18 protein-coding genes are annotated in these 18,257 nt (G+C 68.1%); 6 read left to right on the top strand and 12 right to left on the bottom strand.

Translation table 11 applies throughout. The features are described from left to right. Positions 1-51: 51 nt before the first annotated feature. Positions 52-855, top strand: coding sequence for an enoyl-CoA hydratase-related protein (locus L324_RS39390; protein ID WP_037321127.1), 804 nt, complete (start codon positions 52-54; stop codon positions 853-855). 98 nt (positions 856-953) lie between these two features. Continuing rightward, on the top strand, positions 954-1,640 hold the full coding sequence (locus L324_RS39385; RefSeq protein ID WP_037321125.1) for a hypothetical protein: 687 nt from the start codon (positions 954-956) through the stop codon (positions 1,638-1,640). A 56-nt stretch (positions 1,641-1,696) separates the two neighbouring features. Here L324_RS39385 and L324_RS39380 read toward each other — a convergent pair whose 3' ends face one another. The 4 genes from L324_RS39380 to L324_RS39365 all read right to left on the bottom strand — a co-directional run bounded on the left by L324_RS39380 (position 1,697) and on the right by L324_RS39365 (position 5,613). After that, the gene (locus tag L324_RS39380) at positions 1,697-2,944 is read right to left on the bottom strand and encodes an HNH endonuclease signature motif containing protein (RefSeq protein ID WP_037321206.1); all 1,248 of its coding nucleotides are present in this window, start codon (positions 2,942-2,944) and stop codon (positions 1,697-1,699) included. Positions 2,945-3,811: 867 nt separating this feature from the next. Continuing rightward, on the bottom strand, positions 3,812-4,066 hold the full coding sequence (locus L324_RS39375) for a hypothetical protein (protein ID WP_201769702.1): 255 nt from the start codon (positions 4,064-4,066) through the stop codon (positions 3,812-3,814). Positions 4,067-4,078: 12 nt separating this feature from the next. Next, the gene (locus tag L324_RS39370; RefSeq protein WP_037321122.1) at positions 4,079-4,864 is read right to left on the bottom strand and encodes an SDR family oxidoreductase; all 786 of its coding nucleotides are present in this window, start codon (positions 4,862-4,864) and stop codon (positions 4,079-4,081) included. Next, positions 4,861-5,613: an SDR family oxidoreductase gene (locus tag L324_RS39365; RefSeq protein WP_037321120.1), complete on the bottom strand. Its 753-nt coding sequence runs from the start codon at positions 5,611-5,613 to the stop codon at positions 4,861-4,863. Before L324_RS39365 ends, L324_RS39370 begins: the two co-directional genes overlap by 4 nt. 124 nt (positions 5,614-5,737) lie before the next feature. On the opposite strand from L324_RS39365, the gene L324_RS39360 reads away from it, so the two are divergent. Both L324_RS39360 and L324_RS39355 read left to right on the top strand, forming a co-directional pair. Continuing rightward, positions 5,738-6,352, top strand: coding sequence for a TetR/AcrR family transcriptional regulator (locus tag L324_RS39360; protein WP_037321204.1), 615 nt, complete (start codon positions 5,738-5,740; stop codon positions 6,350-6,352). A 159-nt stretch (positions 6,353-6,511) separates the two neighbouring features. Beyond that, positions 6,512-7,909, top strand: coding sequence for an MFS transporter (locus tag L324_RS39355; RefSeq protein WP_037321119.1), 1,398 nt, complete (start codon positions 6,512-6,514; stop codon positions 7,907-7,909). Here L324_RS39355 and L324_RS39350 read toward each other — a convergent pair. Continuing rightward, a complete protein-coding gene (locus tag L324_RS39350; protein ID WP_037321117.1) occupies positions 7,868-8,827 on the bottom strand; it encodes a helix-turn-helix transcriptional regulator in 960 nt (319 codons plus the stop codon). The genes L324_RS39355 and L324_RS39350 overlap by 42 nt on opposite strands. Before the next feature lie 126 nt (positions 8,828-8,953). Between L324_RS39350 and L324_RS39345 the strand changes: the two genes are divergently transcribed. Next, positions 8,954-9,409 carry a nucleoside deaminase gene (locus L324_RS39345; protein WP_037321115.1) on the top strand — a complete coding sequence of 152 codons (456 nt, stop codon included), beginning with the start codon at positions 8,954-8,956 and terminating at the stop codon, positions 9,407-9,409. Here L324_RS39345 and L324_RS39340 read toward each other — a convergent pair. Continuing rightward, complete coding sequence (locus L324_RS39340; protein WP_051174376.1) at positions 9,406-10,689, bottom strand: GGDEF domain-containing protein; 1,284 nt, start codon at positions 10,687-10,689, stop codon at positions 9,406-9,408. The genes L324_RS39345 and L324_RS39340 overlap by 4 nt on opposite strands. Positions 10,690-10,917: 228 nt before the next feature. Between L324_RS39340 and L324_RS39335 the strand changes: the two genes are divergently transcribed. After that, positions 10,918-11,868, top strand: a complete 951-nt coding sequence (locus L324_RS39335; protein ID WP_037321113.1) for a chitinase — start codon at positions 10,918-10,920, stop codon at positions 11,866-11,868. Between the two features lie 69 nt (positions 11,869-11,937). Here L324_RS39335 and L324_RS39330 read toward each other — a convergent pair whose 3' ends face one another. The 6 genes from L324_RS39330 to L324_RS39305 form a co-directional block, all read right to left on the bottom strand. Continuing rightward, entirely contained in the window at positions 11,938-13,506 is a 1,569-nt protein-coding gene (locus tag L324_RS39330; protein ID WP_235783777.1) for a type 1 periplasmic-binding domain-containing protein, read from the bottom strand. A gap of 19 nt (positions 13,507-13,525) precedes the next feature. After that, the gene (locus L324_RS39325; protein ID WP_235783779.1) at positions 13,526-15,526 is read right to left on the bottom strand and encodes a hypothetical protein; all 2,001 of its coding nucleotides are present in this window, start codon (positions 15,524-15,526) and stop codon (positions 13,526-13,528) included. 206 nt (positions 15,527-15,732) lie between these two features. Continuing rightward, on the bottom strand, positions 15,733-16,281 hold the full coding sequence (locus L324_RS39320) for a hypothetical protein (RefSeq protein ID WP_235783776.1): 549 nt from the start codon (positions 16,279-16,281) through the stop codon (positions 15,733-15,735). Positions 16,282-16,406: 125 nt separating this feature from the next. Further along, positions 16,407-16,676 (bottom strand): hypothetical protein, encoded by a 270-nt coding sequence (locus L324_RS39315; RefSeq protein WP_037321108.1) that lies wholly within the window; start codon positions 16,674-16,676, stop codon positions 16,407-16,409. A gap of 87 nt (positions 16,677-16,763) precedes the next feature. After that, positions 16,764-17,405 carry a TetR/AcrR family transcriptional regulator gene (locus tag L324_RS39310; protein ID WP_037321106.1) on the bottom strand — a complete coding sequence of 214 codons (642 nt, stop codon included), beginning with the start codon at positions 17,403-17,405 and terminating at the stop codon, positions 16,764-16,766. Further along, a complete protein-coding gene (locus L324_RS39305; protein WP_037321104.1) occupies positions 17,402-18,253 on the bottom strand; it encodes an SDR family oxidoreductase in 852 nt (283 codons plus the stop codon). Before L324_RS39305 ends, L324_RS39310 begins: the two co-directional genes overlap by 4 nt. Between the last annotated feature and the right edge of the window lie 4 nt (positions 18,254-18,257).

Here is an 18,257-nt window from a genome sequence, read left to right as displayed (position 1 = left end):
ACGAACACCTAAGCGTCCGCTTAGTATGACTATGAGGCAAGGAGGCCCGACGTGACCCAGTCCGATGTGGACACTGTCCGGTTCGCCGTCGACGGCGCCGTCGCCACGATCACCTTCGACAAACCCGGACGCGGCAACGCGATGGATCCCCAGATGCAGGTCCGCTACGGGGACCTGCTGGGCAAGGCGTCGGCCGACCCTCGCGTGCGCGCCGTCGTCGTCACCGGAAGCGGGCGTTCTTTCTGCCCCGGCGCGGATCTGGGCCTGCTGGCGGACGTCTCGTCGAGCACCGTGTCCCCGCCGGAGCACGATGGCTTCCGGAACGTCCTGGCCGCCGCCTATGCCGACGTGCCCGTCGTCGCGGCCATCAACGGCGGCTGCGCCGGACTCGGTTTCGTGATCGCCTGCGCCGCCGACGTCCGGTTCGCCGCCGCGGGCGCCAAGTTCACCACCGCGTTCGCCCGGCGCGGCCTCATCGCCGAATACGGGATCGCGAAACTCCTGCCGCAACTCGTCGGCCGGGGCCGGGCACTCGACCTGCTGCTGTCCGGCCGGACCTTCACCGCCGAACAGGCGCACGAATACGGCTTGGTCCAGGAAATCGTCCCGGCGGAGGAACTCCCGCTGCGCGCACACGCCTACGCCACCGAACTCGCCACCTACAGCGCGCCCCGCTCGATGGCGCTGATGAAACGCCAGGTCGCGAGGGAAGCCGGGCTCTCCCTCGAAGAAGCCGCGCGCGAAGCCACCGCGCTGATGCTCGACTCCTTCGGCCGTCCTGAACTCCCCGAGGGTCTGGCCAGCTGGGAGGAGCGCCGGGCGCCGGACTTCCCGCCGTATGAAAGGGATTCCTGACCGCGCGGACGGTTCGGCACTGCCCGAGACACCCGATGTCGGATGGACGCGTGGCAGAGCTGGTCAGGGAAAGACATTCCAGCTTGGGCAGACTGCAGGTGACCATCAGCGACATCGAGGCGCTTTTGGTCAAACTGCGCAAGGCTTATCCTGCGGAGAGCGTGGTACTCCACGCCGGAACGGCCATCTATTCTCCCGATGACCTGCGCATGTCCACCGACAGGGACCTACGGACGCTTTCCATAACCGTGGTTTCGAACTCGGGCAAAACGCCATGGGGAGAGAGGGCGGCACCAGAGTTGACGCACGATGACCTCGTCGTCCAACTGGGCATCGACGACGCGTTCGCCGTCGGCATCGAACCGCTGGTATACCTGGTCGAAGACTGGGCAAGACCTCGCCAGTTCGCCGGGCTGCCGCCACGCACCGTATTGGCGCATACGGAGAGGACCTCCCGGAGTGAGCGCGCCGGACTGACGCTCCTGGTACTCGCACAGGCGCTGTCGTGGCTGGGCGTGGTTCGGAGCGACTCCACCAGAAGTACGGTTGTTTCAGCGGGATTCGGCCTATTCTCCTCGCTGCTCCTCACGTGGCTGCTCTATCGCGGATTCACGGCTCCGAAGCGGGTCGGCCATTTCGCCCTGGTGGTTCCCATGACCTTGGAGGAGTTCAGAAAAGAGGAACTGGTCAGGAAGCGGTACCTGCTGACGTCCGCCGTCGCGATCGGTGCACCTGTCCTGGCGTCGGTGACCGCTTTCGTGATCGCGCTGATCCGCATCAGGTGAGGTTTCGAGGCACGCCGAGGGGCCCGCCCCCGACGTGGCAGGCGGGCTCCTCGGGTTCAGCGCGTATTCCGGCGAGGTGTCAGTAGCGGGTCCAGATACTGGGGTGGAATGAACTCCGGCCGCCCATCCGCCGCCATCCTGACCTGCCAGCCGGACCGCCCATGGATCACCATGTGGTGGTACCGGCACAACAGGCACAGATTGCCGAGATCCGTATCCCCGAGGCTGCCCCACGGCAGCACATGGTGGGCCTCGCAATGCTTCGGCCGCCGTCGGCACCCGGGAAACGCACAACCACGGTCCCGGAGATTGAGCGCCCGGCGTTGCCCAGGGGTGACCGTGCGGGCGGCACGCCCGATGTCGAGCGGTTCACTCTCCGAGCCCAGCACAACGGGGATGATCTTGGCATCGCAGGCCAGCATCCTGGCGTGGCGTGCGGTGATCCGGGCGACCCCGTCCACGCACGCGCTCCCCAATCCCGAGGACAACGTCTCCAACGGGATGGTGACCACCACGGTGGTCCGATCCCCGGACAGGGTCGGGGCTTTGTCGTTGGTCATCGCGTAATGAATCGCGTCGAACAAGGCGTCGCCGTTGCGTTCGGCGGGGCCGCGCAGGTCGTGGTTGCCGTCCTCGTCGACCGGCCTTCGCTGGCCCCAGGTCTCGAACAGGGCGTTGGCCCTGGCACCGAATTCCGGATCGATGAGGCCGTTGAGCCGCCACCAGCCGTCATCGCGTTTACGCAGGAACACCTCGCGTGACGGCGGTTTGAGGTCTTCGTCCTTGGGCTCGTCGCCGTCGGGGTCCAGATGAGCCAGGAGGTCCGCGCCGGCGATGATGATCTCTCGCGGACCCGCGTGGCGGGCGAGGGTCACCAGCGTTCGCTCCGCGCCGGAACGTTCTTCAGGGGAGATCTCGGCCGGGATCTTCTTCAGCACCTCCAGAAGCGGATCCAGCTGCCGAGGACCGAGGTCGCCCTCGGCCGCGGCGGCACCGGCGAGGGGAGCGAACGCGGCGGCCGGGGTGCCGTCGAGGTTACGGCCCTCGTTCAGCGCCAGTGCCCGCGCCACGGTGTCGCGTGCCTCCTTGGGCGTGATCCGCGCCGTTTCGGCGAACCAGCCCGCGGTCGAACCGTGACCGAACAATTCCATCGGTCCCCGCGACTCGATCTCCGCCAGAAACTGCCCGACCTCCGCCAACGCCTGACGTGCCAGCGAGAGACGCTCGACCACGCCGTGCGCGAGTTCCCGTGCACCAGCACGCCACAGCTCCTGTGGCGGTTCGAGGGTTCGTCTGCCGGACACCTCTCCAGAATACCCGAACAAATCGAACATGTGTTCGTTTTAATACTTGTGGGTGAGGCTGATTCAAAAGTCGGCACATCGCCCGAATTCAGTTTATCGGTAACAGTGTCGAATTCAACCTCGGCACTGACCGGTCTTGCCTCGCACTTCATCGTTCCCTTTGGCCGCAGGAACAACGTCTGATAGATCGCGTGAACCGGACTATGGCGTGTCCTGCGGATCTTGTTCATGATCGTGTGCAGACAATGACTGTGTGGCGGGTCGTGGTGAGCTGACGGATCGGGCATGGGCGGCGATCGGACCGTTGCCGCCTGCGGAGACAGGGCAGCGGGGTGGGCGGTGGCGTAGTCACCGGCAAGTGATCGAAGGTGGTGGCAGACCACCGGCCTTCGACCCCGACCTCTACAAGCCAAGTAACGTCGTCGAGCGATGCTTCAACCGGCTCAAACAATCCCGAGGCCTGATAACTCGTTTCGCCAAACGAGCCGCCTACCACCGCACCGAGATCATCCTCGCCTGCATCGTTCTTCATCTCCGATGAAGATGCTCAGGTCAATACACCTGAGCACTGAGACTTTTCATCCTGGTTGTGACTCGGGGCTGAAGGGCGCTTTCCCCGCATCGCATGCGGGGAAAGCGCCCTTCGCCGCGTGAGATGAGACGAAAGGCCCCTTCAGCCCCTCCCGCCCGGCGTGAAGTCGCGAGGGAGCGGGATCGTGCGGACAACGACTCTGACCGGCGACGGGGCATGCGCGAGCGTGGAGGATTGAGGACCCGGTCGTGAGTGGTAAGTGTCGTTCTAACGACACTTACCACTCACGACCCCCCACCTCGGAACCCCAGGATGGGAAAGGCTCGATGTGATCGCTAGCGAACCACCGGATCAGCCAGCAGCACTACTCGGTCAAGCACCGGATCGAACCCGAGAACCACGTGTTCCCGGCCTCCACCCTCCGCCGTCATGAGGACCGGCTTGCCCAGTTTCCGCCCGATCTCGCCGAGGAACCCGCAGAGTTTGTCGACCCCCTCCTGCCCCTGCAGCTCTCGCAGGTCGATGTCGAAGTCGATCTCCTCGGCCGACGTGAGCCGGAAGATCGCGAGCATCCCACTCCCGTCAGGCAAGACCCACCAAACTCACTCGCCGACGACCTGCTCCACCTTGCGCTGCAGTTTGTTCATCCCGCCGAGCCACCGGTCGGTTTGCGTGGCCCGCGCGGCGTAGTACTCCGCGACCTCGGGATGCGGCAGCACCAGGAACCGCTTTTCGGCGATGGCCTCGAACAGCGCGTCCGCGACCTGATCCGGCTGGATCGCCGAGGCGCCCATGAGCAGTTCGCCCGCGGGGCCGGAGTTCTCCAGCATCGCCGTCCGCACGCCCTGCGGGCAGATCGCCTGCACGGTGAGGCCGCGGTGCCGGTAGGTCGCCGAAAGCCATTCGGCGAACGCGAGCGCGCCGTGTTTGGTCACCGAGTACGACGCCGAACCGAGGCTGGTCAGCAATCCCGCCGCCGACACCGTCGAGATGAAGTGCCCGCGCCCGCGGTCGAGCCACGGCGGCAGTAACAGCCGTGCCGCGCGGACGTGCGCCATCACGTTGACGTCCCAGATCCGCGCCCAGTCCTCCTCCGGCGCGTCCACGCCGCCCATCGGCGCGATACCGGCGTTGGCACAGAAAACATCGATCTCACCGAGGGTTTCGCGCGCCGTCTCGATCAGTGACGCGACACCCGCCTCGCTCGCGGCGTCGCCCGCGACGGCGGTGCCGCCGATCTCCTTGGCGATCTCGGCCGCGGCATCCCCGTTCAGGTCGCCGACGACGACCCGCGCGCCCTCGGCGGCGAACCGGCGGGCAAGGACGGCGCCGATGCCACCGCCGCCCCCGGTGACGACGACACCGGATCCGGCGAACGACGCGGTCACAGGCCACCCGCCAGTGTCACGCCGCCGTCGAGCACGATGGTCTGCCCGGTGATCCAGCCCGCCTCTTCCGACAGCAGGAACGAGACCGCGCCCGCGATGTCGGCCGGGACCCCGAGACGCTTCATCGGGTAGGACGCCGAGACCTCTTCCTCGCGGCCTTCGTACAGCGCGGTCGCGAACTTGGTCTTCACCACGGCCGGCGCGACGGCGTTCACGCGGATCTTCGGGCCCAGTTCGAAGCCGAGTTCCTTGGTGAGCCGGATCAGCGCGGCCTTGCTGACGCCGTACATGCCGATCCCGGGCGACGCGCCGAGCCCGGCGACGGACGCGACGTTCACCACCGCGCCACCGTGCTCCCCCATCCACGCGTCCCGCGCCCGGCGGGTCCACGAAAGCGGCGCCAGCACGTTGACGGCGAAGATCTTGGCGGCGGCTTCGGGGTCGATGTCGAGCGTGGGCCCGTACACCGGGTTGATGCCGGTGTTGTTGACCAGCATGTCCAGCCGCCCGAATGCCTCGATGGTCTTGGCCACCGCCTCGTCCTGGTGCGCGGTGTCGTCGGCCTTGCCGGGGACGGCGATGGCCACGCCGGGCCCGCCCAGTTCGTTGACCGCCTCGGCCAGCGGTTCCGGTTTGCGCGCGGTGATGCACACCTTCGCGCCACGCTCGACCAGGTCCTTGGCGATCCCGAGGCCGATACCCCGGCTCGCGCCGGTGACGATCGCGACGCGATCCTTGAACGAGTTCACTCTTCGATCTCCTCTGTAGTTCACTGGCGAGCGCCATCACTAAGCGAGCGCTCACTTACAATGGGAAGCGCCGGAACCGGTGTCAAGCCCACCATCCGGCATGAGCCTCTGGGAGGATCTGCGGATGACCATGTCGCTGTCGGCCGAACTGTGGCCCGATGTCCAGCCGGAGACGGCACGACGGCTGATGCTGGCCGGCGTCGAATCCTTCGCGCGGCGCGGCTATCACGCGACCACCACCCGGGACATCGCCTCGGCGGCGGGCATGAGCCCCGCGGCGCTGTACGTGCACTTCCCGTCCAAGGCCGCCCTGCTGTTCGCGATCTCCAAATACGGCCACGAGCAGACCCTCGCACTGGTCGAAAGCGTCGTGGCGCGCGAGACCGATCCGGTCGAGCGGATCCGGCTGCTGGTCGAGGACTTCGTGGCCTGGCACGCCCGGCGGCACACCGTGGCACGGGTGGTGCAGTACGAACTCCACGCGCTGCCGGACGAGGAGTTCGAGATCGTCGCGAAACTGCGGCGCCGCATCGAGCAGGTCGTGCGCGAGGTCATCACCGAGGGCATGGACGCGGGCGTGTTCCATGTCGGCGATCCGCACACCGCCGCGCGGGCCGTGCTCTCGCTCGGCGTGGACGTCGCCCGCTGGTACACCGAGCGTGCCCGCCAGACACCGAAGAAGCTGGGCCAGGAGTACAGCGAGCTGGTGCTCCGCATGCTCGGCACGAAACTCTCCTGACCGGTACTGAATCGGCATCCGTCGGCGATACCGCCACCAGAGTGACATACCAACCGGTCGGTATCGAGAAATACCCGGTGAGACGTTGACCACATACTAAGCGGTTGTTAATTTGCCCGGACTGCATCGCCGCAGCAGCGCCGAGCGAAGGGCACACCGATGGCCGACAGTGCACAGAACGCCCCCGAAACAGCCCCCGAGCCCGTCACCGAACCGACGATCACCGTGTCCCAGCGCAGAAGGGCCGCGACCGCCGCGGCCCTCGCCTCGTCCGTCGAGTGGTACGACTACTTCGTCTTCGGGATCGCGGCCGCCCTGGTCTTCGGGAAGACCTTCTTCCCCACCGCCAATGCCGCGGCCGGCGTCCTCGCCTCGTTCGCCACCTTCGCGGTCGGCTTCCTCGCCCGGCCGCTCGGCGGGATCATCGCGGGCAGCCTCGGCGACAAACGCGGGCGGAAACCCGTACTGGTCATGGCGATCGCGCTGATGGGGGCGGCGACCACGCTGATCGGCCTGCTCCCGACCTACGACACGATCGGCATCGCCGCGCCGATCATCCTGGTGCTGCTGCGACTCGTTCAGGGGGTCGCCGTCGGCGCCCAGTGGGGCGGCGCGATGCTGCTCGCCACCGAATACGCGCCCCCCGGCAAACGCGGTCTCTACGGAAGCCTGGTGCAGCTCGGTGTCCCGATCGGCGTGGTGCTGGCGAACACGGTGTTCCTGATCGCCGCGCAGGTCGCGCCGCCGTCCGACTTCCTCACCTGGGCGTGGCGCATCCCGTTCCTGGTCGGCATCCTCGTGCTCGCGCTGGCCTGGTACATGCACGTCAAGATCGACGAGACGCCGGAATACCGCCGTGCCGAAGCGAAACTCGCGGCCGAGGAACGCGGCCGGGGGAAGTCGCCACTGCGTGAGGTGCTGCGCCACCACAAGGGCACCGTGCTGCTGGCGGGCGGCTCGTTCATGGTCAACACCGCCACGTTCTACATCCTGCTCAACGGCGTCCTCGACTACGCCACCCGCCATCTGGGGATGTCGCGGACCACCGTGCTCGTCGCGACCCTGCTGATCAGCACGCTGCAGCTGGCGATCATCCCGCTCGCGGCGAAACTGTCCGACCGCATCGGCAGGCTCAAGATCTACACCTTCGGCGCGGCGGGTGTCGCGCTCTGGGCGATCCCGATGTTCCTGCTGATCGACACGGCTTCGCTGCCGCTGTTCGTGGTCGCCTCGTTCGTCGGATCGCTGTTCCTCGGCATCATGTACGGCCCGCAGGCGGCGCTCTTCGCCGAACTGTTCACCGCTGAGATGCGCTACACCGGCGCCTCGCTCGGCTACCAGATCAGCGCGGTCGTCGGCGGCGGGCTCGCACCGTTCATCATGGTGCTGCTGCTGGAATCCACCGGGACTTCGATGTCGGTTTCGCTCTACATCATCGTGCTGGCCCTGATCTCGCTCGGCTCGATCGGCCTGCTGGCCAAACGCGCGCGCCGGGCGGCACAGTCCACTCCGGACTCAGTCGACCGACCGCGCGAAGCGGTCGGCGACCAGCCGTAGCCGCTCCTTGACCTCGTCCGGCGCCTCCTCCACCACGAAGTCGACGTCCCAATGGGCGAGGTAGTAGGGCATCACGGACAGGTCGTTGGAACCGACCCTGACCCGGCAGGTGTGCTCGTCGATGGCTTCGATCGTCCCGACGGTCGGGGACACGTATTCGGCGAGCGCTTCCGCCGGTGTGTTCACCCGCAGCACCATCTGGTGCGGATACGGCGAGGAGGTGATCCCGCGGGAGACGTAGGCCGCGAGGTCCTCGGCGGGCGGTTCCCTCGGCGTGAACCGGAAACTGGTGTCCGGGACGCCGTCGATGCGATCGACGCGGAAGGTCCGCCAGTCGTCCCGGTCGAGGTCGAACGCGACCAGGTACCACCGGCGCCCGGTGTGTACCAGGCGCAACGGCTCGATGTAGCGCTCGCTGACGTCGCCGCGGTGACTGCGGTAGCCGAACCGGAGCCGCTGATGGTCGCGGCACGCGGACGCGATGACCGTGAGCGCCTCCGCGTCGATGACCGGGACGACGCCGCCGAGCGGGATCATGGCGGTGTTCAGCGCGGTCACCCGGTGCCGCAGCCGGGCGGGCAGCACCTGCTCCAGTTTCGCGAGCGCGCGGACCGAGGTCTCCTCGATCCCCGACACCGTCCCGTTCGCCGCCGTCCGGAGCCCGACGGCGACCGCGACGGCCTCGTCGTCGTCCAGCAGCAGTGGCGGCAGCGCGGCCCCGGCGCCGAGCCGGTAGCCGCCCGCGACACCGGGGGTGGCGTGCACCGGGTAGCCCAGTTCCCGCAGCCGTTCGACGTCGCGCCGGACCGTGCGGACGTCCACCTGCAGCCGGTCGGCCAGATCCGCGCCCGGCCAGTCGCGCCGCGCCTGCAGCAGGGAGAGCATCCTCAGCAGCCGTGCCGACGTGGCCGTGGTCATCGGTTCGCTCGCTTCATGGGAAGGAGTCTGGCAGATATCGAGGACAGCTCCGGTCCGCAATCGGCTCGTGAGTGGTAATGACGGTTAGAACCGTCATTACCACTCACGAGACCGTAAGGTGGCCGGGTGATCGATCCCGCGCACCTGCTGTCCGTCGCCCGCGAGGAGGCCGAACTCGGCAAGGCCGAGGGCGGGGTCCCGATCGGCGCCGCGCTCTTCGACACCGCCGGTGTCCTGCTCGGCCGCGGGCACAACCGCCGGGTCCAGGACGGCGACCCGTCGATGCACGCCGAGACCTCCGCGTTCCGGAACGCGGGCAGGCGGCCGCACTACCGCGACACGATCATGGTCACCACACTGTCCCCGTGCTGGTACTGCAGCGGGCTCGTGCGCCAGTTCGGCATCGGCCGGGTGATCATCGGCGAAGCGGCGACCTTCGAGGGCGGGCACGGCTGGCTCGAAGAGAACGGCGTCGAGATCACCCTGCTCGACGATCCGGCCTGCACCGCGCTGATGACCGAGTTCATCCAGGATCATCCGGACCTGTGGTTCGAGGACATCGGGGTCCCGACAGAGCGCTAGAGCGATTCCTCGGCCTCGAAGACGACGGTCCGGTTGCGGCCCGCCGACTTCGCCGCGCGCAGCGCCTGGTCCGCCGCGCCGACGAGCCGGTCGAGGGTCTCGCCGCCGGCGGGATGCGAGGAGACGCCGATCGAAACGGTCACCCCGGCGAACAGCGGGTCACCCGGCGACCTCCCACCCAGTGAGACGGATGTCGACGCGATCCGCAGCCGGATGCGCTCGGCGATGGCGTGCGCGTCGAACCGGCTCGTGCCGGGGAGGAGGACGACGAACTCCTCGCCGCCGAACCGGCCGACCAGATCCGCGGCGCGGACCTCGGCGCGCAACGTGTCCGCGACAGCGCGCAGGACGTCGTCGCCGACGTGCCTGCCGTGCTCGTCGTTCAGCCGCGCGAAGCGGTCCAAATCGAGCATCAGCAGTGAAAGATCGGTACCACCGCCGCGAAGCAGCTCGAACTGCGTGCGGGCACCGTCCAACCAGGACGACGCGGTGAGCAGCCCGGTTCCGGCGTCCGTGCCGGCGTGGCCGCGCAGCGCGCGCATGGTCCCCGCCCGGTGCAGTACCACGAGCGCCCCGGCGAGTACCACGGTGACGAACGGCCAGTCCACCGCCGACCACGCGAGCAACAGTCCGAACGCGACCATCGCCGCGTCGAAGGCGAATCCCGACGGTTCCGCCCCGAATTCGGCCGCCGGGGCGGCGAGGGCGGCGTCGACGGACAGGAACACCAGACCGGTGGCGAAGGCCAGCGCGAAGCCCTGGAAATCCCTTTCCGCTTCGGCGAACGGCGCGGCTCCGACCAGGATGGGCACCAGCGCCGCCGCGACGGCGGACAACATGGTGGCGCAGGCCGCGAAGACCTGGCGATGCGGGATCCCGCGCCGGATCCGCAACCAGCGGTACCCCGCCGAGACGACGACGAGCACGGCGGCCAGCGCGGGCGGCAGCAGCAGCGCGCCCGCGAAGATCCAGGCCGCGTCCAGTCCGGCGCCGAGCCGGGTGTCGGCGCGGGACCGCTCGACGGGACGCGAGAACTCCGAACTCAGGATCATTCCCGCCAGCAGAGCGGAAAACGGGAGCAGCGACGACGTCGCCGGCGGCCGCAGCGCGAAGAGGTAGGTGGTGGCGGCCAGTGCGGCCGCGTCGACGAGGAGCAGGTACCCGATCAGGCCCCGCCTGGGTAGTTCCCACAGGCTCCAGGTCCCCAGCAGGCGCCGCGGCGCGGCGAGCCGGTCTCTTCGGCCGCGGCTTCCGGTCGCCATCAGGGAGTCCCCCACCATTTCGGCAAACTAGCCGGTAATCGCGATGCTGTCGATCCGCTTTCCGGGTCATGACCCCCTACTAAGGTCGGTCGTTCCCGCCGGGAAACCCGGTGAATTCTTGACAGTCCTCAATGGTCTAGTCCACCGTGAGTGAGCACACAGTGGCCTCCTGGTTGATACGCCGCGTCAAGACGGAGGTGCTCCACACCTGCGCGTCTCGTCACGCGCGTACCAGTTGGAGGACCTATGAAATCCCTACGACGCTGGGCGACACTGGCCACCACCGTCGGCGCCGCTCTCGCCACGGCCGTCGGCCTCGCCCCCGTCGCCTCGGCGGCCCCGGACGCGGTGCTCGCCTCGCCGTATCTGTACCAGTGGTCGGGACAGACGGACCCGATCGCCGCGATGAACGCCACCGGGGTCAAGGCCTTCACCCTCGCGTTCATCCTCTCCGACGGCGGCTGCAACCCGAAATGGGACGGCAGCCGTTCGCTCACCGGCTCCGACGCCACGATGATCGCCAACATCCGGGCCAAGGGCGGGGACGTCATCCCGTCGTTCGGTGGCTGGTCCGGTACGAAGCTGGGCTCGAAATGCGGCACCGCCACGGCACTCGCCGGCGCGTACCAGAAGGTCATCGACGCCTACAAGCTCAAGGCGATCGACCTCGACATCGAGAACACCGACGAGTTCGAGAATTACACCGTCCAGGACCGGATCCTGAACGCCGTCAAGATCACGAAGCAGAAGAATCCCGGCCTGCGCGTGGTCATCACCATCCCGACCGAGGTCGGCGGCCCCAACGCGACCGGCAAACGGCTGATCAACCAGTCGAAGGTGCTCGGCGCGGGCGTCGACGCGTGGTCGGTCATGCCGTTCGACTTCTCCAGCGGCGGTGACATGGCCGGCAAGACCCGCAGTGCCGTGGACGGACTGAAGAACGTCGTGAAATCCACCTTCGGCTTGAGCGACGACGCGGCCTACCGGCGCAGCGGGCTCTCGTCGATGAACGGGAAGACCGACGTGGCCGGCGAGACCGTCAGCGTCGCCGACTTCCGCGCGATCCGCGACTACGCGGCGAGCAAACATCTCGCCCGGCTGTCGTTCTGGGCGGTGAACCGCGATTGCAACAACTGCGCGGGAATCGCACAGGGCAAGTACGACTACACCAAGATCGTGGCGGGTTACACCGGCTGACGAAAAGGACTCGTGAGTGGTAATGACGGTTAGAACCGTCATTACCACTCACGAGCCGGCAGCAGTCCTTCAACGGCCGCAGTCCGGGGCGGTGTTCAGCGGACGTCCTCGCGACCACACGAGGTCGACCGGATGCACGGATCCGTCCGGCGCGATGGACAGGATCGGCAGCGCCTTGTCGAGCTGGTTCCCGGTCGCCTGGTCGAAGGCGACGAACCCGGTGGCGCCCGGCACCGGGGAGTTGCAGTCGATGCTGCGCAGCAGGTTCGCCACCGAAACCGGATCCGCCGACACGTTCTGCACCGCCGCCTCCACCGCAGCGGCCACCGCGTCGTGTTCGATCATCGCGGCGCCGTCCCACAGTTCCTCCTTGGGAAAACCATGGGTTCCGGTGAATTCGGCGATGAAGTTGTCGTAGTTCTTCTTGTACGTCGGATGCGCCGGATCTGCGGTGAACATGTCCCACTGGTCGGGATAGGCGAGCGCCGTGTAGCGAAGCCGGACGCCGATGTCCTTGTCCAGGGGCAACGGATTTCCGGCGAGGGTGCTCGCGTCGTCCCCGGTCATCACGGTGACCGATTCGAGCCCTTCGCAGGCGCCGTCCCCGGCGAGCGCCGCCACGAGGGCACCGAGGTCGAGCCCGCGGCCGGCGAAGTAGATCAGATCGGGTTTGGCCCCGCAGATGTCGTTGTGCCATCTGCTGAACAGTCCCCGCAGATAGGCTTCGCGCGAGGTGTCGGCGAGCGGTTTGACGTCGTAGGTCTTCGTGAAGATGACAGGGACCTTCGACGCGCTCTTGAAGGCCTCGGCGAGCGTGGTCGCGTAGGTGTCCTCCTTGCTGACGCCCTGGATCATCATCACGCGGCGGAAGCCGTGCGCCGAGATGTACCCCGCGGCCGCGCGCGCCTCGTCGGTGTTGGTCGGGCCCACGCGGAAGAAGTTGTCGATCCGTGCGCCCTTCGGATCGGTGTTCATGTTGTCCGCGGTGACCGTGGCGCCGATGGAGGCGATACCGTGCTGGGACAGCTCGGCCACCAGCGCCCGGCTGTTCTCCGAACTGGTGCCGATATCGGTCACCGCCACGATCCGCTGGGCGGCGGCCGCGGCGATGATCTCGTCGGCGACGACCCGCCAGTGGTCGGCGTTGCTCCCGTAGTTCGCCAGCAGGAGCTTGATTCCCGGCGGCCCGTTCTTCGGCCAGGCGGCGGTGATCGCGCCCTGGACCTCGCGCTGGACGAACGGGAACGGCTGGCTGTCGATTTTCGGATCCGGGGCCAGGTTCTCCAGTACCACGATGGTCTTGAAGTTCTCGCCCGCCGCGTCGTTGCGGCCCTTGATGAGCTCCTCCAGTTTGGTGAGCGGATCGTTCTCCCGCATCGGACCGGAATCGAGGTTCAGTCCGACGCAGACGTACGACGAGCCGACCGACTCGTCGTCCGCGTCCACCGCGCGCAGCCCGGCGCCACAGGACTCCCACGGCCTGAGCCCCGCCAGCCCGGCACCCACCAGCACGACCACGACAGCGATCAGCAACGCGCGATGGCGGCGGGCCCAGCCGCGAGGCCGCACCGGCGGGCCCGTCGCCGCGCGTTCGCGGGCACGGGACATACGGGTTCTCAACGCGTCGAGCCAGGACATGACGGTATTCCGTTCGGGTTCAGGGGAATTCGCCGCGGCGGGCGAGGTCTTTGGCCGACACGAGCGCGCCGACGTCGGGACGATGCGAGGTCGTGGCCAGCGCGGCGAAGGCGTTCGCGATCACCTGGTGCTGGTCCTGCCCGCGGACCGCGAACGGGTTGGCGGCCAGCCTGCCCGCCGCGATGAGCCGGGCGACGTTGTTGCGGATCTCGGACCGGCCGGTGGGATGGAGTTCGGCGTCGAGGTTGACCAGCTCGTCGTACAGTTCCGCGTGATCCCGCTCGGGCGGCAGATCGTCCGGCGCGTTCAGGACCAGTTCGAGTTTCGCGACCCACTCCGCGTGCGGGATCCGGTTGAACTCGTGCTCGAAGAAGGTGACCACCTCGCCGATGTCGCCCAGCGCGAGGTTGCAGTAGGCCAGGCGCACCGGGTCCTGCGCGGTGTCCGGATCGTCGCGCAGGGCCTTGAACTGGCCGGTGTAGGTCGGCCCGTCCCCGTCCCCTCGCCGGGCCAGCGCGGACACCAGGTTCGCGGCGATCCACGGATGCAGGGCCGCCTGGTCGTCGGTGGTGCCTGCCGAGTTCTTCGCCGTCACCCACAGCGCGGTGCGCAGCTCGGTCAGGATCCGCCCGACGTGCGGCTGGGCGATCCGGCTCTGCGCGGCGTCCGGGATCAGCCAGGGCGCGGTCGCGAACGGGGCCGCGGTCACGAAATCGTCGATGTGGACGTCGTCGAGATGCTCGGTCAGCTTCAGTTCGGTCAGCCTGCGATAGCAAGGATCCTGCCCGCCGCGGGGATCGGTGGTGAGCACGTCGCGGTCGCCTTCCCGCACGTCGCTCGCCCGCAGCTGGTCGGCGAGCTGCTCGACCGCCGACGGCAGCCCACCGGTCGCCCGGTGCGCGAGCGCGACCTTCGGGGTCAGCGCGCCGGAATCGAGGACACGGGCGATCCGCCCGATCGGCTGGGGTGCCAGCCGGACCGGGTAGTAGGGCGATTCGAGCGCGCCGCTGCCCGGATTCGCCCAGCCTTCGTAGGACGCCTCCTCGCAGTCCGCCACCGGCCGGACGGCGGGCGGCGCGCCGGACGCCGGTTTCCACGGCGCCAGCCAGGCGGTGCCCCAGTCGTCGTGCCACCGTCCGCTGGTGGCGATGATCAGCAGCGCGTCGTGGGCTTCACGATCGTTCGGATGCTGTACGGCGTACCGTTCCCGTGCGGCGATCAGGTCGGCGAGGAACTCGGTCCCGCCGGCGTGATCGACGTCGTCGAGCGTCACCACCCAGTTGTGCCAGTGCCTGCGCTGCTGCGAGATGTCGCAGGCGCACGGACTCTTCTCCTCCGGTCTGGCCATCCGCGGATGGTTCTCCCGGACGTCGTTGAGGAACGCCGACATCAGCCATTCGGTGACCGCCTTGGCGTCACGGGCGCTGCCGTGCGCGAGCCGGTTGAGTTCCAGCAGCGCGTCGAACGCGGATCTGCCCTCGGCGTTCGGGAAATCGGCGAGCGAGCGCAGTGCCTTGCCGAGTCTCGGCCGGATGTTCCGCACCAGATGCGGGAACGTCTGGCGGAACACTCCGGCGTACGCGGGTTCCACGAGACCGGTGGCCTTCGCCGTCTCGGTCAGCGTGTCGAGCAGTGTGTCCATCGCCGGGGTCCAGCGGATTCCGTGGAAGCTGTTGATCAACGACTTCAGCTGACTCAGGTCTTCGTCACGATTCCGGCCGGAAAGCTCCGCCTGAACCGCGATCAGCGCGATGGTGAAACGAACGAACTGCGGTTTCGGTCGGTTCCGCCATTTACTCGACAACGAGTAGGCCAGTTTCGTGAGCACGTCGATCGTGCTCGGCCGTCCGCCTGCCCCGAAGGCGAATCCGGCGTGCACGACACCCCAGCCCAGATCCTGGCGGATCGCCTCCAAAGCCGTGCTCTTACCCGAACCGACCGGCCCCAGCAGCAGGGTCACCGGCTGCGGGCGGGACGGTTTCCCCGTCTCGCGGTTGATCAGCATCCTCCGGGCGAACATCACCGCGGGAGAATGTCGGCCCACACTCATTTTTCCTGTTCAGCCCCTAGCTCTGCTCCGGAAGGGAAAGAGAGTGCGGATCATCGTAGGTACTTGATCGGGGCCGGGACACGGGAAATTTCACACCAGACACGAAAGGACGCAATCCGGCCCGAATCGTGATTCTCTACCGACGGTGAGCGAGAGCGCCGATCACCCGATCGGCGCTATCCGCCCCATTGCGGCTGGCGGCCACCGGGATAACCACCGCGATATCCGCCGCCGTACCAGTCGTGATACCAGTCGTAGTACCCGTCATTGTCGTGACGGCCGGCGCGCGGATCCTGCCGTTCTTCGGAAGGCGCGGGCGCCGGAGTGGGAGACGGCGTCTCCGTGCCGTTCATCGACGCGGTCAGCGGCGGCGGGGGCGCGACACTGCCGCCCGACGGTCCCGACGGGACGGGCGAAGGCGCCGCGTCGTCCGGGAATTCGACCGCCTGCGGGGCGATGGTCAACGACGGCGGCGGGAGCGGCGCACCGGGAATGACTTCGGCCGGATCGCCCGGGGTGAGCCACACGGCGAGCAGGCCACAGACGACGACACCGCCCGCCGAAAGCGCGGAGATCCGCCGGACCTTCCGGCTGCCGGGGCCGGTGGTGTCCGGAGCCCGGTGCTTCGGCCCGCGCGGTCCCCGGCGACGGGGTGCCGCGCCGGCCTCCCGCATCAACTCGCTCAGGGCGTCCCCACCGTTTTCGCGGCGAGCCGTGCGTGCCATCGGCACCTCCCAACCCCGGTCCGTCGCGTAGCGCGACGGCCTCATCCCGGGGTGGATCCTAGGAACGCGGCAGCCGGTTGTAAACGGGTGTGGTCCACACCGGACGGACGAAGACGAGGAGATCGTCAGGCGGCGGCCGTGACGGCCAGCGCCGCTTCGCCCGCCTCGGTCAGTTCGGCGGGCACGCGGCCGGTGACGGCGGAGAGGCCGGTGGACTCGGCGGGGCGGATGTAGCCGCCGTGCGCGAGGGCGTGCGCGGTCATCTGGTCACAACAGGCGAAACCGTCGATGAAGAGATCCGGCTCGCAGCTGCACGACATCTGGGCGCGGCGGGCCGCGACCGCTCGCAGCATCGCCATGGCTCGATGGGACAGTTCGACCTCTGAACCGGACACCGGACTGGACCTCTCTCGATCAGCCACCTGAATCGGCAGCACTTACACCGTGTTATCGGTCGCTGCTCCATCAGTGTTAACAAGATCTCAGACGTTGTCGGTGACTTCTCGGTTCCGTGAGTTTTCCGTGGTTTTCGCGAGCGTCAGCGTCGGTTCCAGCACCCGCGCCCACTGGGCGACGATCTGTTTGCGGCGCTTCGTGTCGTCGGTCAGCAGATTCGCCAGCCCCAGCCCGCGGGCAAGATCGAGAGTGGCCTGGACCAGCTCACGGACGCCCTGGTGGGACTCGTCGACGCCGAGAAGCTCGACGGTCACCCGGTGTGCCTCCCGGCCGACCCGCGCCTCCAGGGGCACCAGGGTCGCGCGCAGCGCCTCGTCGGTCGACGCCGCGACCCACAGGTGGAGCGCGGCCCGGAACATCGGCCCGCTGTAGAGATTGAGCACCATGTCGACGGCCCGTTCGATCCGCGACCGCCCGGACGGCAGCTCGGCCGCCCGGGAGCGCAGTTCCACGATCTGGATCTCACCGACGTGCTCGACCGCCGCCGCGACCAGATCCTCCCTGGTCGGGAAGTGGTGCTGCGCGGCACCGCGCGAGACCCCGGCGCGTTCGGCGATCACCGCGACCGTGGTCCCGTTCCAGCCCAGCTCACCGATGGTCTCGACGGCGGCCTCGACGAGCCGCCGCCGTGTGGTGCGGCTGCGCTCCTGCTGCGGTTCGCGGATCATGGCCCTGATTCCGGGGTACGGCTTTCGACCCAGAAATCGAGCTGCAGCTCTTCCTCGCTGCCGCCGATGCGGTACTTCGAGAAGTTCGTGACCCCTTCGGCGGCGAGCACCTCGTCGTCGAGATAGAAGTTCCCCGTCGCCTCCCGGCTCGGTTTGGTGAGGATCGCGTGCGCCGCGTCCGCCATGATCTCCGGCGTCCGCGACTTCGCCGCCAGTTCGGCGCCGACGACGTTGCGGATCGCCGCGGTGTCGATCGTGGTCCTCGGCCACAGCGAGTTCGCCGCGATCCCGTACTGCCGCAGCTCCGCGGCGAGCCCGACGGTCACCAGGCTCATCGAGTACTTCGCGATGCTGTACGCGAGATGCCCGGCCTGGAACCACTTCTCGTCGAGGCTGATCGGCGGCGACAGGGTCAGGATGTGGGCGTTCTCCGCCTGCTTCAGGTACGGGATGGCGAGTTTCGACAGCAGGAACGAGCCACGCGCGTTGATGTCCTGCATCAGGTCGTAGCGCTTCATGCTGACCGATTCGGTCGGCGTCAGGTCGATCGCGCTGGCGTTGTTGAGCACGATGTCGATTCCGCCGAACTGCTCCGCGGTCCGGGCGACCGCCGCCTCGACCGAGGTGTCGTCGCGGACGTCGCCGACGATCGGCAGCGCCTGGCCGCCGGCGTCCTCGATCGCCTTGGCCGCGGTGTAGAGCGTGCCCGGCAGCTTCGGATGCGGCTCGGCGGTCTTGGCCAGCAGGGCGATGTTCGCCCCGTCGCGAGCGGCTCGGACCGCGATGGCCTCGCCGATGCCGCGGCTACCACCGGAGATGATGATCGTCTTGCCGTGGAGCGTGCTCATGGTT

The sequence above is a fragment of the Amycolatopsis orientalis DSM 40040 = KCTC 9412 genome, assembly GCF_000478275.1.
Taxonomy (GTDB): Bacteria; Actinomycetota; Actinomycetes; order Mycobacteriales; family Pseudonocardiaceae; genus Amycolatopsis; species Amycolatopsis orientalis.
Note: the sequence above shows the minus strand (reverse complement) of the source record. Positions and strands in the feature narration are given on the sequence as shown.